Source organism: Mycobacterium sp. Aquia_216 (genome assembly GCF_026723865.1).
In the GTDB taxonomy this organism is placed as follows: Bacteria; Actinomycetota; Actinomycetes; order Mycobacteriales; family Mycobacteriaceae; genus Mycobacterium.
In genome coordinates this window covers 1,040,134-1,055,392 of the sequence record NZ_CP113529.1, presented here as the reverse complement: position 1 = coordinate 1,055,392, position 15,259 = coordinate 1,040,134, and the positions used below count along the sequence as shown (strand labels likewise).

Sequence of the window (15,259 nt, the reverse complement as noted above, 5' to 3'; positions counted from 1 at the left end):
GCCTCCCCCCATCCGTCCCGACATTCTCTTAGAATTCGCTTATACAGGTTCGAGTAGCGCATTCCGGAGACCGAAAGTTGAGGTCTGAACAGACGTGACGGTTGAGCTGGCGCACCCGTCAACCGAACCGCTGGGGTCGCAGTCGCCGGGCGAACCGGCCCACCCCCGTTGGTGGTTCATCTCGACGACCCCGGGCCGCATCCTGACGATCGGCATCGTCTTGGCGGCACTCGGGGTCTCCAGCGCCTTCGCGACTTCGACCACGATCAACCACCGCCAGCAGGTGCTGTCCACCGTGCTCAACCACACCGAACCGCTGGCGTTCGCGGCCGGACGGCTCTACACGACGCTGTCGGTGGCCGACGCCGCGGCGGCCACGGCGTTCATCGCCCAGGCCGAGCCGTGGCCGGTGCGGATGCGCTACGAGCAGGCCATCACCGACGCGGCGGTCGCCGTGACCCGCGCTTCGAGCGGCCTGACCGATGAGCCGCTGGTGCAGCTGCTCGGCAAGATCAACGCCGAGCTGGCCGTCTATACGGGCCTGATCGAGATTGCGCGGACCAACAACCGGGAGGGCAACCCGGTCGGTTCGTCGTACCTGTCGGAAGCCTCGGGCCTGATGCAGTCGACGATCCTGCCCGACGCGGCGCAGCTCTACCAGGCGACGGCAGAGCGGGTGGACTCGGAAACCACCGCGTCCACGCATTTCCCGGCTCCGGTGGTCCTCGTCATTGCCACCACGGTGGTCTTCGGCGTGTTCTCACACCGCTGGCTGGCCCGGCGGACCAGGCGACGGATCAACCCGGGGCTGGTCGTGGGCGCGCTCGGTATCCTTGTCATGGTGGTGTGGGTCGGGACTGCGCTAACAATCTCCACGGCCGCCAGCCGTAGCGCGAAAGACACGGCGGCCGAGTCGCTCAAGACCGTGACCAGCGTGGCGATCACCGCGCAGCAGGCCCGGGCCGACGAGACGCTGTCGCTGATTCGGCGCGGCGACGAGCAGATCCGCAAACAGTCGTTCTATCAGCGCATCGACTTCATGCATCAGCAGATCGACCAGTACATGGCCCGCAGCGATGCCGTCGACAAACCCGACCTGCAGGGCGCCGACCAGCTGCTGGTCCGCTGGCGCCAAGCCAACGACCGCATCAACTCCTACATATCGGTCGGTAACTATCGCTCGGCCACCCAGATCGCGCTGGGCAGTGCCGAAGACGACTCGACCCCCGCGTTCGACAAGCTCGAAGACCAGTTGGGCAAGGCCATGACCCAGTGCCGCACGCATCTGCGCAACGACGTGATCAACGCCCGCAGCGGGCTGTCCGGCGCCCAGGTCGGCGGTGTGGTGCTCAGCCTGGGGGCCGCGATCGCTGTCGCTTTGGGCCTGTGGCCGCGGCTGAAAGAGTATCGATAATGGACCGTCTGCCCAGGACCCGCCGGGCGTGCGTTGTGCTCGCCACGGCGATCCTGCTGGCGGGTTGCGGGCACACCGAATCGCTGACCGTGGCCACCGCGCCGACCTTGCCGCCGCCCACCCCGGTCGGCATGGAGCAACTGTCGGCAGAACCGCCACTGCCGCCGGATGAAGCCAGCCAGGATTGCAACGCCACCGCCAGCCTGCGCCCATTCGCCACCAAGCCCGAGGCCGACGCCGCGGTGGCCGACATCCGGGCCCGCGGCCGGCTGATCGTCGGGCTCGACATCGGCAGCAACCTGTTCAGCTTCCGCGACCCGATCACCGGCGAGATCACCGGTTTCGACGTCGACATCGCCGGTGAGATCGCGCGCGACATCTTCGGTGCCCCTTCGCACGTCGAATACCGAATCCTGTCGTCCGACGAACGCATCACCGCGCTGCAGCACTCCGAGGTCGACATCGTCGTGAAGACGATGACCATCACCTGCGACCGCCGCAAGCAGGTGAACTTCTCCACCGTCTACCTCGACGCCAACCAGCGCATCCTGGCCTCGCGCGACTCGCAGATCGCCAAGGTGGCCGACCTGTCCGGCAAGCGCGTCTGTGTGGCCAGGGGCACCACGTCGTTGCACCGAATCCGCCAGATCGACCCGCCGCCGGTCATCGTGTCTGTGGTGAACTGGGCGGACTGCCTGGTCGCCATGCAGCAGCGGGAGATCGACGCCGTCAGCACCGACGACTCGATCCTGGCCGGGCTGGTCGAGGAAGACCCGTATCTGCACATCGTCGGACCGAACATGGCCACCCAGCCCTACGGCATCGGGATCAATCTGGACAACACCGGGTTGGTCCGGTTCGTCAACGGCACGCTGGAACGAATCCGCCGAGACGGCACGTGGAACACCTTGTACCGCAAGTGGTTAACGGTTCTCGGCCCAGCGCCCGCCCCGCCCGTACCCAGGTATGTGGACTGATGGTCGAGACCGAACCCGACGCCGGTTCCGACGACACCGATCCGGGCACCCAGCCGCCGGACACCCAGACGGGTGCGACGACGGGACGGGCGAACGCCACCCAGGCCCTCTTCCGTCCCAACTGGGACGACGATGACGACGACTCCCTGCCGCATATCACGCTCGGCAGCCCGGACACCGAACCGCAAGACCGGATGACGGTCGCGACCCGAGTGCTTCCGCCTACCCGGCAGCTCGGTGGTGGGTTGGTCGAAATCCCCCGGGTACGCGACATCGACCCGCTCGAAGCCCTGATGACCAATCCGATGGTGCCGGAGCGTAAGCGGTTCTGCTGGAACTGCGGAAAGCCCGTGGGCCGGTCCGGATCCGAGGGCAAGGGCGAATCGGAGGGCAAGTGCCCGTCCTGCGGAAGCCCGTATTCCTTCCTGCCCCAGTTGAATCCCGGCGACATCGTCGCCAACCAGTACGAGGTCAAGGGCTGCATCGCACACGGCGGGCTGGGCTGGGTGTACCTGGCCGTCGACCACAACGTCAACGACCGCCCGGTGGTGCTCAAGGGCCTGGTGCATTCCGGTGACGCGGAGGCCCAAGCGATCGCGATGGCCGAGCGGCAGTTCCTCGCCGAGGTGGTCCACCCGCAGATCGTGCAGATCTTCAACTTCGTCGAGCACACCGACCGGCACGGCGATCCGGTCGGCTACATCGTCATGGAGTACATCGGTGGGCAGTCACTCAAGCGGGGCAAAAAGGACCCCAGACTGCCGGTCGCCGAAGCCATCGCCTACATACTGGAAATCCTGCCCGCGCTGAGCTATCTGCATTCCATCGGCTTGGTCTACAACGACCTCAAGCCCGAGAACATCATGCTCACCGAAGAGCAGCTGGAGCTGATCGACCTGGGCGCGGTGTCGCGGATCAACTCGTTCGGCTACCTCTACGGCACACCCGGCTACCAGGCGCCGGAGATCGTGCGTACCGGCCCGACGATCGCCACCGACATTTACACCGTGGGGCGCACGCTGGCGGCGCTCACGCTGAAGCTGCGCACCCGCAACGGCCGCTACGTCGACGGGCTGCCCGAAGACGACCCGGTGCTGGCCACCTACGACTCGTTCGGCCGGCTGCTGCGCCGCGCCATCGACCCCGACCCGCGGCGCCGGTTCGGTTCCGCCGAGGAGATTTCCGGGCAGTTGATGGGGGTGCTGCGGGAGGTCGTCGCCCAGGACTCCGGGATACCGCGGCCCGGGTTGTCGACGCTGTTCAGCCCGAGCCGCTCCACCTTCGGCGTGGACCTGTCGGTCGCCCACACCGACGTGTATCTGGACGGGCAGGTGCATTCCGAGAAGCTGACTGCACGGGAGATCGTGACGGCGCTGCCGGTGCCGCTGGTCGATCCGACCGACCTCGCCGCCCCGGTACTGCAGGCCACGGTGCTCTCCCAGCCGGTGCAGACCCTGGACTCGTTGCGCGCCGCGCGGCACGGTTCGCTGGCCGCAGAGGGCATCGACGTGTCGGAGTCCGTCGAGCTGCCGCTGATGGAGGTCCGTGCGCTGCTGGACCTCGGCGACGTGGCCAAGGCGACGCGCAAACTCGACGACCTGGCCGAGCGGGTGGGCTGGCGCTGGCGACTGGTCTGGTTCCGGGCCGTCGCCGAGTTGCTCACCGGCGACTACGACTCAGCCATCAAGCATTTCACCGAGGTGCTGGACACCTTCCCCGGCGAGCTGGCGCCGAAATTGGCGCTGGCCGCCACCGGCGAGCTCGCCGGCAACGTCGACGTGGACAAGTTCTACCGGACGGTGTGGCGCACCAACGACGGCGTGATCTCGGCGGCTTTCGGGTTGGCGAGATCGCTTTCGGCCGCAGGTGATCGAATGCGCGCGGTGCGCACCCTCGACGAAGTGCCGGCGACCTCACGGCATTTCACCACGGCGCGGCTGACCAGCGCGGTGACCCTGCTGTCCGGCCGGTCGACCAATGAAGTCACCGAGGAGCAGATCCGCGACGCCGCCCGGCGCGTGGAGGCGCTGCCGCCCACCGAGCCGCGGGTGTTGCAGATTCGCGCGCTGGTACTCGGCGCCGCGATGGACTGGCTCGAAGCCAACCAGGCCAGCACCAACCACATCCTCGGCTTCCCGTTCACCCAGCACGGGTTGCGGCTGGGTGTCGAGGCATCGCTGCGCAGCCTGGCCCGGGTAGCGCCCACCCAGCGGCATCGCTACACGCTCGTCGACATGGCCAACAGGGTGCGACCCACCAGCACGTTCTAGTTTCTGCTTCCGCTTACCGCCGCCCGCTTTCGCTTCCGCCCGCTTTCGCTCGCCCCGCTTTCGCTCGCCCCCCTTTCGCTCGCCCCCCTTTCGCTCGCCCCCCTTTCGCTCGCCCCCCTTTCGCTCGAGTGTGCATCCTGGTCGACCTGAGCGCACACTCAAAACCCCTGGCGCACACTCGATGCGGCCAATGCGGCGCGGACCCGTCTCAGGATCGCGGCGGGCCGGTCCTCGGCCACGACCCGGACGACGACCCAGCCCATCTGCTCGAGCATTTCCAGCCGCCGGATGTCTTTGACGTATTGCCGTCGATCGGTCCGATGTTGGTCGCCGTCGTACTCGACCGCGACCAGCCGGTCCGGCCAGCCTAAGTCCAGGTATGCGACCGGTATGCCGTCTACCCCGAGCACCGGTATCTGCGTTTGCGGCCGGGGCAGGCCCGCGTCGACGAGCAGTAGCCGCAAGTAGCTCTCCCGCGGCGACTGAGCACCACCGTCGACCAACTCCAGCGCGGCCCGCAGGCGGCGAACTCCGGGCGAGCGCGAGTGGCACGCGACGATCTGCAGCACGTCGTCGATCTTGAAGCCCGTTGCCCGAGCGAGCGTGTCCAGCCGCGCGACCGCCGAGTGGACGGCCCCTCGCCGGCCGATGTCGAAGGCAGTTCGCTCGGGCGTCGTCACACTCATTCCGTCGACGAGCTGTACCTCGTTGTCCTGCAGCCCATCACGCCGGGCCAGTACACCCGGTGGGGTACGTGAGTTGGCGTGTATCAGCTCTACGGGGACACCATCGGGAATCCATTGGGCGCCGTGCAATGCGGCGGCCGCCGCACCGGCGACAACGCCTCGGCGCTTCGACCAGAGCCAGGCGGCAATGATCCGCCGTTCCAGCGATATCTCGACATCGTTAGACAGGTAGACATTCGGAAACAGCGCGCGGTGGTTCGTCTGCAGTTGATGGCGGGTCAACGCGCCGCGCGCGAGGGCCACGCTGCCAATAAACGGTTGTCCCAGGTACGGCATGTAGCGAACACTCGCACATCAGCGGCGAGTGCGATTTCGTCTATCCACAAGCCCGTCGGTGAGCATCGACGGCGCCCTGGACGCACACTCAAAGCCGTGAGCGCACACTCGATGCGTCGGGCGTCGGCTCATCCCGCCAGCAGGTCTGCGCAGTCGCGGGCGATGGCCAGCTCCTCGTTGGTCGAGATGACCAGCACGGTGATCGGTGAATCATCGGTCGAAATCCGCTGCGCGCCTTTACCTGCCGACGCGTTGCGGCTTTCGTCGAGCACGACCCCCAGCTCTGCCAGTCCCGCCATCGCGTCGCGACGCACCGCCGAATCGTTCTCGCCGATCCCCGCGGTGAAGCTGATGACATCGGTGTGACCCAGCACGGCCAAGTAAGCACCGATGTACTTGCGCAAGCGGTGAATGAACACCTCGTACGCCAATTGTGCTGAACTGTCGCCCGATTCGATCATCGCGCGCAGCCTACGGAAGTCGCGTTCGCCGGCCAGACCCCAGACACCCGACCGATTGTTGAGCATGGACTCGATCGCATCCACATCCATGTTCGCGGTGCGCCACAGGTAGCTGATCACGCCGGGGTCGATGTCGCCGCTGCGGGTGCCCATCACCAGACCCTCCAACGGGGTCAGACCCATCGACGTGTCGACCGGCCGGCCACCGGCGATCGCCGACGCCGACGCGCCGTTGCCCAGATGCAGCACGATCTGATTCAGGCTGTCGAGCGGTCTACCCAGAAACGCGGCGGCCTGCTCACTGACGTAGCGGTGCGACGTGCCGTGAAATCCGTAGCGGCGTATCTGGTATCGCTGCGCCAGCTCCCGATTCACCGCGTATGTAGCGGCCGCGGCGGGCAGGTGATGGAAGAAGGCCGTATCGAACACGGCGATCTGTGCGACGTCGGGGAGCAGTTTGCGCGCTACCTTGATGCCCTGCACCGCGGGCGGATTATGCAGCGGGGCAAGCTCGGACAGCTTATCCAAGTCGGCGACGACGTCATCGTCGAGCAATGTCGGGCGGTAAAAATCCTGACCGCCGTGCACGACTCGATGTCCGACCGCCAACAACCCGCTCGACTTCAGGTTGATTCCGTCCTCGGCCAGCTGGCGGAACGCAAGGCGCAGCGCCTCCTCATGGTCGGCGGCCCGCCCTGACGGCTCGCCGATCTCCCCGATGACCCCGCTGGCGCGTGTCGCGCCGGAGCCGGGTTCCAGCAGCTGGAATTTGAGCGACGACGACCCCGAATTGATGACGAGCACAGCCCGATCAGCCATGACCGACACCCTGCGCCTGGATTGCGGTGATCGCAATTGTGTTGACGATGTCTTCCACCAACGCGCCGCGGGACAAGTCATTCACCGGCTTGCGCAGGCCTTGCAGCACCGGGCCGATCGCGATGGCCCCCGCGCTGCGCTGCACCGCCTTATAGGTGTTGTTGCCGGTGTTGAGGTCGGGGAAGATCAGCACGGTGGCGTGACCGGCAACCGCCGAGCCGCGCAGCTTGGTCGCCGCGACCGAAGGTTCTACCGCGGCGTCGTATTGAATCGGCCCCTCGACCAGTAGCTGCGGATCCCGGACGCGCACCAATTCCGTTGCCTTCCTGACCTTGTCGACGTCGGCCCCGCTGCCGGAATCGCCGGTGGAGTAGGACAGCATCGCCACTTTCGGCTCGATGCCGAACTGCGCGGCGGTGCGTGCCGAGCTGATCGCGATATCGGCGAGCTGCTCGGGCGTGGGGTCCGGGACGATCGCGCAGTCGCCGTAGGCGAGCACCCGGTCGGGCAGGCACATCAAGAAGATGCTGGACACCGTCGAGACGTCCGGGGCCGTCCGGATGATCTCGAACGCCGGGCGAACCGTGTGTGCCGTGGTGTGGGCGGCACCGGAAACCATGCCGTCAACCATGCCGTTGTGCACCAGCATGGTGCCGAAATACGAGACGTCGTGCACGATCTCGTGGGCTCGCTCGACAGTGATTTTCTTCGCCTTGCGTAGTTCGGCGTACTGCTCGGCGAATCGGTCGGACAGCTCTTCGTCATGCGGGTCGATGATCCGCGCATTGCGCAGGTCGACTCCGAGTTCTGCTGAGCGCAAACGAATTTGAGCTTCGTCGCCCAGGATGGTCAGGTCCGCGATAGAACGCTTCAGCACCCGTCCCGCGGCCTTGAGGATCCGGTCGTCGTTCCCTTCGGGAAGTACGATGTGCTTGCGATCGGCACGGGCCTGCTGCGTGAGCCGGTGGGTGAACATCTGCGGGGTAGTCACCGCCGGGATTGGAATAGCCAGCCGCGCAATCAGATCCGCGACGTCCATGTGGCTGTTCACCAGCTCCACGGCGGTGTCGATCTTGCGGTGCGAGCTGGCCGTGACCCGGCCCCGGGCCGCGGCGACCACACTGGCCGTGTCATAAGTGCCCAACGCGGTGGCGACGATCGGTAGCCGCAGCCGCAGGCCGGCCACCAGCGACGCGATGGACGGATGCAGGTCGAAGCCGCCGTTGAGGATCAGGCAGCACAGCGACGGAAACCCTTCGGCAGCATGCGCACTCGCGACGGCCAACACCACATCCGAGCGATCGCCGGGAGTGATCACCGCCATGCCGTCGCGTAGCCGTTCCAGCACATGGTCCGCGGTCATTCCCGCCACCAGCACGCCCGTCGCCTCGCGTCCGACCAGTTCGGCGTCGCCGCTGACCAGTGTGCCGTGCACCGCAGCCTGTAATTCGACCACCGTCGGCGCAAGCAGCAGCGGATCATCCGGCAACACATAGGTGCGCGGTTCGAACGAGCGCAGCGCGGCCGCGACTGCCTGAAGCTCCGCGGGCTCGCACCGGTTGGCGACCACGGCCGCGGTGTGGGCACGCTGCGCGGCCAGCTCGGCCAGACATATCTCGACGACCCCGGCGACCTGATCGGCGCTGCGGTCCTTGGCCCGCACCGCCAGCAACACCGGCGCACCGAGATTGACCGCGATGCGCGCATTGACCGACAGTTCGGCGGGACCGGTGACATCGGTGTAGTCGCTGCCGACGATCACCACTGCATCGCAGGCCTGCGCCATCGCGTGATAGGCGTCGACGATGCTGGCGATCGCCGCGTCGGTATCGGCGTGGATCTGCTGGTAGGTGACGCCCACGCACTGTTCGTAGGACAGGCCCGCGGTAGTCCGCGTCAGCAGCAACTCCAGGATGTAATCGCGATCCTCACTGGGATCCTCCGGCGATCCGCTGCGCCCGGCTGTACCGCGCTTGCCATCGCCTTCGAGCCGGGTGATCGGCCGGAACACACCGACTTTGGCGACTGTGGCGGTCAGTCGGTTCAGTAGTCCCAGCGCGATCGTCGACTTGCCGGTCTCCGGCTCGGGCGCCGCGATGTAGATCGCTTTCGAAACGGAACCAGTGTCAGCCAAGTCGCCGCAACCTGGGCGCCAGATCCTTTTCGAAGAGCTCCAGGAAGCGCCGCTGGTCGTGCCCGGGCGCGTGGAACACCAGGTGGTTGAGGCCCCAGTCGACGTAGTCCTTGACCTTCGCGACCGCTTCGTCGGGATCCGATGACACGATCCAGCGCTTGGCCACCTGCTCGATCGGCAGCTCGTTGGCGGCCTTCTCCATCTCAAGGGGGTCGTGAATGCTGGTCTTCTGCTCGGCCGTCAGCGATAGCGGCGCCCAGAACCGGGTGTTCTCCAGCGCCAGGTCCGGGTCGGTGTCGTAAGAGATCTTGATCTCGATCATCCGGTCGACCTCGTCGGGGTTCTTGCCCGCCGCTTCGGCGCCCTCGCGCATCGCGGGGATCAGCTTGTCCTTGTACAGCTCCTCGCCCTTGCCGGAGGTGCAGATGAAGCCGTCGCCCGCGCGGCCCGCATACTTGGCGACCTGCGGTCCACCCGCCGCGATGTAGATCGGGATGCCGCCCTCGGGCACGTCGTAGATCGAGGCGCCTTTGGTGTGGTAGTACTCGCCCTCGAAGTCGACCCGGTCACCCAGCCACAGCTCGCGCATCAGCCGCACCGATTCGCGCAGCCGGGCGTAGCGCTCTTTGAACTCCGGCCATTCGCCCTCGTATCCGGTAGCGATCTCGTTGAGCGACTCCCCGGTGCCGACGCCGAGGAAAATGCGATCCGGGTAGAGACACCCCATCGTGGCAAACGCCTGGGCGATGACGGCGGGGTTGTACCGGAAGGTCGGAGTCAGCACCGAGGTCCCCAGGATCAGCCGCTTGGTGCGCTCGCCGACCGCGGTCATCCAGGCCAGCGAGAACGGGGCGTGTCCGCCCTCGTGCCGCCACGGCTGGAAGTGGTCACTGACGGTTGCGCTGTCCATGCCGTGCGCTTCGGCGGCGACGGCGAGTTCGACGAGCTCGCGCGGAGCGAATTGTTCAGCGGACGCTTTGTATCCAAGTTTGAGTTCAGCCACGAGTCTTTTCTACTCCTATCCCCTTCTAGACTCGCGGGCATGGCATCAGCGCCAAGACTTGTTCAAATCACCGACACCGTGCACCTCGCCCGGGGTGAGGCCGTCAACTGGACGCTGGTCACCGACGACACCGGCGTGATGCTGATCGACGCCGGCTATCCCGGCGACCGCGAGGCGGTGCTGGCCTCGCTGAAAATGCTGGGCTACGACGCCGGCGACGTGCGCGCGATCCTGCTGACCCACGCCCACATCGACCATTTGGGCTCGGCGATCTGGTTCGCCGGCGAGCACGGCACTCCCGTGTACTGCCATGCCGACGAAGTCGGCCACGCCAAGCGGGAGTATCTGGAACAGGTATCGGTCCTCGACCTCGCGCTGCGGATCTGGCGGCCACGGTGGGCCGTGTGGACCGCCCATGTGGTGCGCAGCGGCGGCCTGATCCGCGACGGAATTCCGACCACCAAGCCGCTGACGCCCGAGATCGCCGCGGGGCTGCCGGGCCACCCGCGGGCCGTTTTCAGCCCCGGCCACACAGGAGGCCACTGCTCATACCTGGTCGACGGCGTGCTGGCCAGCGGCGATGCGCTGGTCACCGGGCATCCCCTGATACGTCACGACGGGCCGCAACTGCTGCCCGCGATCTTCAGCTATAGCCAGCAGAGCTGCATCCGAACCCTTTCGGCGCTGGCCCTTTTGGAGACCGAGGCCCTGGCGCCCGGTCACGGCCCGCTGTGGCGCGGCCCAATCCGCGAAGCGACAAACGCGGCACTGGAAAAAGCGGGCGCTCGGTGACTGTTGCCAAGTCGATCGCGTTGTTCGCCCTGGCGGCGCTGTTCGAGATCGGCGGTGCCTGGTTAGTGTGGCAGGGAGTGCGCGAACATCGCGGCTGGGTGTGGGTGGGCTCGGGCGTTATCGCGTTGGGCGCCTACGGCTTTGTCGCGACCCTGCAGGCCGACGCCCATTTCGGTCGCATCCTGGCCGCATATGGCGGCATCTTCGTGGCCGGCTCGCTGTTGTGGGGCATGGGCTTTGACGGGTTTCGCCCCGATCGGTGGGATGTCTGCGGCGCGCTGATCTGCCTGCTCGGTGTGGCCATCATCATGTACGCCCCGCGAACTCACTGAGTCCCAGATGATCTCGCAACGTCTCGCCGGCGTACTCGGTGCGGAAAGCGTCGCGCTCCTGCAATAGGGGCACCACCCGGTCGACGAATTCGTCGAGACCGTGCGGCGTCAGATGCGGCACCAGGATGAACCCGTCGCACGCGTCGGCCTGGATGTACTCGTCGATCTCGTGCGCGATCCGGACAGCGGTGCCAACGAACTGTTGGCGGCTGGTGACGGCGATGATGAGCTCCCGGATCGACAACTTTTCCGCTTCCGCGCGTTCGCGCCAACTGGCGGCGACCGCTACCGGGTCGACGTGGCGGACCCGACCCTCGGTGATGCTGCTGTCGGTGACCGGATCGACATCGGGTAGCGGGCCCTCCGGGTCGTAGTCCGACAGGTCGCGGCCCCAGACCTGCTCGAGCATCGCGATCGCCGTCGCACCACTGACCTGCTGGTAGCGGATGTGGCGCGCCTTGTCCTCGGCTTCGGCGTAGGTATCGCCTAGGACGAAGGTTGCCGCCGGAAAAACCTTGAGCTGGTCGGGATCTCGACCGTAAGATGCCGCCCGGCCCTTGACGTCGGCGTAGTAGCGCTGCCCGTCTTCGAGTGACGAATGCAGGGTGAACAAGGCGTCGGCATAGCGCGCGCCGAAGGAGCGGCCATCGGCGGAGTCACCGGCCTGCAGCAGGATCGGATGGCCTTGCGGCCCCACCGGTAGCGTCGCGAAACCCCGCACGTCGAAGTCGGGACCCGCATGCTCGACCGCGCGGATCCGATCCGGATCCACGTAGACCCCGGCCTCGATATCGGCCAACACGGCGTCGGCATCCCAGCTGTCCCAGAATTGCCGTGCGACGGTGAGGAACTCCTCGGCCCTCCGGTATCGGTCGGCATGATCCAGGAACCCGCCGCGCCGGAAGTTGGCGCCGGTGAACGTATCCGACGAGGTGACGATGTTCCAGCCGCCGCGACCACCGGACAGGTGGTCAAGGGTGGCGAATTGTCTTGCCACCTCGAATGGTTCGTTGAAGGTGGTGTTGATCGTCCCAGTCAGCCCGATCCGGTCGGTGACAGCCGCCAGCGCCGCCAGCACGGTGAAGGTGTCCGGCCGGCCCACGACGTCGAGATCGTAGATCCGGCCGCGGTGCTCACGCAGTCGCAACCCTTCGGCGAGGAAGAAGAAGTCGAACAGTCCCCGCTCGGCGGTGCGGGCCAGGTGCACGAACGAGTCGAATTCGATCTGGCTGCCCGCCGTGGGGTCGGCCCACACGGTGGTGTTGTTGACGCCCGGGAAGTGGGCAGCCAAGTGAATCGGCTTGCGGTGCTTCCCGTTTCTGATGCTCATTCGGTCAAGCCCCAGCGCTTGGCGATCAGCTCATGGGACCGCAGCCGGTCGGACTGCCGGTGCGTCACCGACGTGATCACCAGTTCGTCGGCGCCGGTCACCCGCTGCAGTGCCTCTAACCGTTCGGCCACCTCGTCCGCGGTACCGACGAATTGCGTTGTGATCCGGTCCTTTACGACGGCCAACTGCTCTTCGGTCAGCGGTGGAAGGTCGTCGGGGTCGGGATAAGGCATGGCGCCCAAGCCGGTTCGGATCGAGTACACCCAATGGCCGTAGCCGGCGGCCAACCGCTGCGCGGCGGCGCTGTCATCGGCGACCACGATGTCGGCCGACACCACCACGTAGGGCTTCGCCAACGCCGCCGACGGCACGAACGTCTCGCGGTAGGCTTCTATCGCCTCCAGCGCGGTGGCCGGCGTGATGTGATAGCTGGCCACGAACGGCAGTCCCAGGGCTCCGGCAACCCGCGCGCTTTGTCCCCGGGTGCTGCCGAAGATCCACGGCCGCAGCCCAGTACCTTCGCCCGGCACCGCATGCACGTCGAATTTGCCGACCCGATATGTGCCATCGAGGAAGGCGAGAATGTCGTTGACCTGCTCGGCGAAGTCGGGTGATAGCGCCTCCGGCTGCTGCAGGATTCCCATCGTCGCCTGCAACTGTTCGAGATCGAGCAGCCCGCGCAGGTCGAAGGGAGTCGGAACGACGACACCGTCCACCTCGTGCCACACCCGCGGCGGCCGGGGTTCCGTCGTCTTCTTGGGTTTGTATTCCTCGGAGCGGCGCTGCCCGGACCGGCCGACACCGAGATCGATGCGCCCGGGATAGAAGGCCTCCAGCATTCCGAAACTTTCGACGACCGCGATGGCGGTGGTGTATCCCAGCTGCACCGCCGCAGCACCCACGTGAATCGTGTTGGTAGCGGCCGCGATTTGTCCGATCAACACCGCCGGAGCGGCACTGGCCACAGCGACGAAGTGGTGCTCGGCCACCCAGTAGCGGCGAAAACCCCAGCCTTCGGCACGTTGGGCCAGTTCGATGGTGTTGCGCAACGCCGTCGCGGCGTCGTCCCCCGCGCTGATCGGCGCGAGGTCCAGAATTGACAGCGGAACGTTCATCGCTTCACCACCGCATATCGGTTGGGCGCCACCGGAAGGCCGAGTCGGGCGCGCAGCGTTTCGCCATCGCGATAGGCGGTACGGAATCGGCCGGCCCGCTGCAGTAGGGGAACCACGTCGTCGACGATCACCGGCAGATCGGTGGCGTTGACTGCCGGTCGCAACCGCGCGCCGTCGATGCCGAGGCGCTGCCACTCCAGCAGCAGGTCCACCAATTCCTGTGGATCTCCGGTGAAGTTGAGCGCATCGGAGCGGGGATCGCCGTCACCGCCGAACGACACCACCACGTCGGCATAGACCTTGAGCCGCGCGCCACCGGCGGCGGACACCTCGTCGAGGATGCTGCGCAACGAGGTCTCGTCGGAGGGCGTGATGAACACGAGATCAGCACTGGCAGCAGCGAATTCATAAACCGGTCCGAGGTGGGCCAACGCGGCGACGACCGGCTGACCCTGCGGCGGGCGTGGTGTGATCGACGGCCCTTTCACCGAGAAGAACTTTCCGACGAAGTCGATGTAGTGCAGTTTGTCGACGTCGACGTAGCGGCCGGTGGTCGCGTCGCGGATAATCGCGTCGTCCTCCCAGCTGTCCCAGAGCCGGCGTACCACGTCGACGTAGTCAACGGCCTCCTCGAACAAGCCGTCCAGCGATCCGTCCCGGCGGCCGAACAGCGCCGCCTCGTGCGCGGTGGAGCTGACCCGCGGCTGCCAGCCCGCCCGGCCGTGCGAGACATAGTCAAGGGTTGCAATGGATTTGGAGATGTGGAAGGGCTCGGTATGGGTCACCGTCGCCACCGGGATCAGCCCGATGTGGCGCGTCACGGGCGCGATGCGGGCCGCGACCAGCGCGGCGTCGCCACGCCCGGCGAGCCGTCGCGGGGAAATCTGTTCGCGCCGGCCGGGCTGCGGCATCAAGCTGTCGTCGATGGTGAGGAAGTCGAGCAGCCCGCGTTCGGCGCTGGCCGCAAGACCCGCCCAGTAGCGGCCGCTCAGCGCCGACAAAGTGTCGGGGTCCGACGCCAGGGTGGCCCGCCACGCCTGGGGATCCCAGCCGTATCCGTCCAGCGCGACGGCCAGGTGCAGCTGCTCACGGCTCATGTGAGCCACTTCTCGAATGCGATCGGGAAGACCGGACCTTCGGACGGCAACGGCTCGGACAACCGGCTGTATCCGGTGGCCTGATACAGCTCCTCGGCCTCGGGCTGACGATTGCCGGTCATCAGGTAGACCTTGCGGTAGCCGCGCGCGACGATCTGTGCTTCCAGCTCGGCCAGCAGTGCCATCGCGTACCCGCGGCGGCGGTGCGCGCTGTCTGTCCAAATTCGCTTGAGTTCTGCCGTCTCGGCGTCGAATCGACGAAACCCGCCGCCGGTCACCGGGCGGCCATCCAGTAGGCCGATCAACATGCCCCCGTCCGGTGGCGCGAACTCGTCGGAGGGGTTGTCCTGGAGCCACGCCAGCACCGTCGGTGGTGTGCTGTCGTAGCGCTGCGCGTACTCCACGGCCAGCTCCGCCAGCAACGGCTGCGCCAGCGCGTCGTCCAACGCCGCCGCCACGAACTGGAGCCGGGTCTTGGACATCACCTCACCTC

General features: G+C 66.7%; 13 protein-coding genes. 5 read left to right on the top strand and 8 right to left on the bottom strand.

The window, feature by feature from the left end; translation table 11 throughout:
- The first annotated feature begins 94 nt into the window (after window positions 1-94).
- From glnX to OK015_RS04950, 3 genes are read left to right on the top strand one after another with little or no spacing between them, the layout of a single operon-like run.
- On the top strand, window positions 95-1,414 hold the full coding sequence (gene glnX, locus OK015_RS04960) for a protein kinase G-activating protein GlnX (protein ID WP_268129704.1): 1,320 nt from the start codon (window positions 95-97) through the stop codon (window positions 1,412-1,414).
- On the top strand, window positions 1,414-2,391 hold the full coding sequence (locus OK015_RS04955) for a glutamate ABC transporter substrate-binding protein (protein WP_268129703.1): 978 nt from the start codon (window positions 1,414-1,416) through the stop codon (window positions 2,389-2,391). The genes glnX and OK015_RS04955 overlap by 1 nt, the downstream gene beginning before the upstream one ends.
- Window positions 2,391-4,661: a serine/threonine-protein kinase PknG gene (locus OK015_RS04950; protein WP_268129702.1), complete on the top strand. Its 2,271-nt coding sequence runs from the start codon at window positions 2,391-2,393 to the stop codon at window positions 4,659-4,661. Before OK015_RS04955 ends, OK015_RS04950 begins: the two co-directional genes overlap by 1 nt.
- Before the next feature lie 158 nt (window positions 4,662-4,819).
- On the opposite strand, the gene OK015_RS04945 is transcribed toward OK015_RS04950, so the two are convergent.
- The 4 genes from OK015_RS04945 to fgd form a co-directional block, all read right to left on the bottom strand.
- Entirely contained in the window at window positions 4,820-5,683 is an 864-nt protein-coding gene (locus OK015_RS04945; RefSeq protein WP_442791205.1) for an endonuclease domain-containing protein, read from the bottom strand.
- Window positions 5,684-5,811: 128 nt separating this feature from the next.
- Window positions 5,812-6,963 carry an acetate kinase gene (locus OK015_RS04940; RefSeq protein ID WP_268129700.1) on the bottom strand — a complete coding sequence of 384 codons (1,152 nt, stop codon included), beginning with the start codon at window positions 6,961-6,963 and terminating at the stop codon, window positions 5,812-5,814.
- Window positions 6,956-9,097, bottom strand: coding sequence for a phosphate acetyltransferase (gene pta / locus OK015_RS04935; RefSeq protein WP_268129698.1), 2,142 nt, complete (start codon window positions 9,095-9,097; stop codon window positions 6,956-6,958). Before pta ends, OK015_RS04940 begins: the two co-directional genes overlap by 8 nt.
- Window positions 9,090-10,100, bottom strand: a complete 1,011-nt coding sequence (gene fgd / locus OK015_RS04930; RefSeq protein ID WP_268129696.1) for a glucose-6-phosphate dehydrogenase (coenzyme-F420) — start codon at window positions 10,098-10,100, stop codon at window positions 9,090-9,092. Before fgd ends, pta begins: the two co-directional genes overlap by 8 nt.
- Before the next feature lie 39 nt (window positions 10,101-10,139).
- Here fgd and OK015_RS04925 point away from each other — a divergent pair, with 39 nt between their 5' ends.
- Both OK015_RS04925 and OK015_RS04920 read left to right on the top strand, forming a co-directional pair.
- Window positions 10,140-10,892 (top strand): MBL fold metallo-hydrolase, encoded by a 753-nt coding sequence (locus OK015_RS04925; RefSeq protein WP_268129695.1) that lies wholly within the window; start codon window positions 10,140-10,142, stop codon window positions 10,890-10,892.
- Window positions 10,889-11,224 carry a YnfA family protein gene (locus OK015_RS04920; RefSeq protein WP_268129694.1) on the top strand — a complete coding sequence of 112 codons (336 nt, stop codon included), beginning with the start codon at window positions 10,889-10,891 and terminating at the stop codon, window positions 11,222-11,224. The genes OK015_RS04925 and OK015_RS04920 overlap by 4 nt, the downstream gene beginning before the upstream one ends.
- Here OK015_RS04920 and OK015_RS04915 read toward each other — a convergent pair.
- The 4 genes from OK015_RS04915 to OK015_RS04900 are packed head-to-tail and all read right to left on the bottom strand — an operon-like array spanning window position 11,199 to window position 15,248.
- Window positions 11,199-12,554: an NtaA/DmoA family FMN-dependent monooxygenase gene (locus tag OK015_RS04915; protein WP_268129692.1), complete on the bottom strand. Its 1,356-nt coding sequence runs from the start codon at window positions 12,552-12,554 to the stop codon at window positions 11,199-11,201. The genes OK015_RS04920 and OK015_RS04915 overlap by 26 nt on opposite strands.
- On the bottom strand, window positions 12,551-13,669 hold the full coding sequence (locus OK015_RS04910; protein ID WP_268129690.1) for an LLM class flavin-dependent oxidoreductase: 1,119 nt from the start codon (window positions 13,667-13,669) through the stop codon (window positions 12,551-12,553). The genes OK015_RS04915 and OK015_RS04910 overlap by 4 nt, the downstream gene beginning before the upstream one ends.
- A complete protein-coding gene (locus OK015_RS04905) occupies window positions 13,666-14,766 on the bottom strand; it encodes an LLM class flavin-dependent oxidoreductase (protein ID WP_268129689.1) in 1,101 nt (366 codons plus the stop codon). The genes OK015_RS04910 and OK015_RS04905 overlap by 4 nt, the downstream gene beginning before the upstream one ends.
- On the bottom strand, window positions 14,763-15,248 hold the full coding sequence (locus OK015_RS04900; RefSeq protein WP_268129688.1) for a GNAT family N-acetyltransferase: 486 nt from the start codon (window positions 15,246-15,248) through the stop codon (window positions 14,763-14,765). Before OK015_RS04900 ends, OK015_RS04905 begins: the two co-directional genes overlap by 4 nt.
- Between the last annotated feature and the right edge of the window lie 11 nt (window positions 15,249-15,259).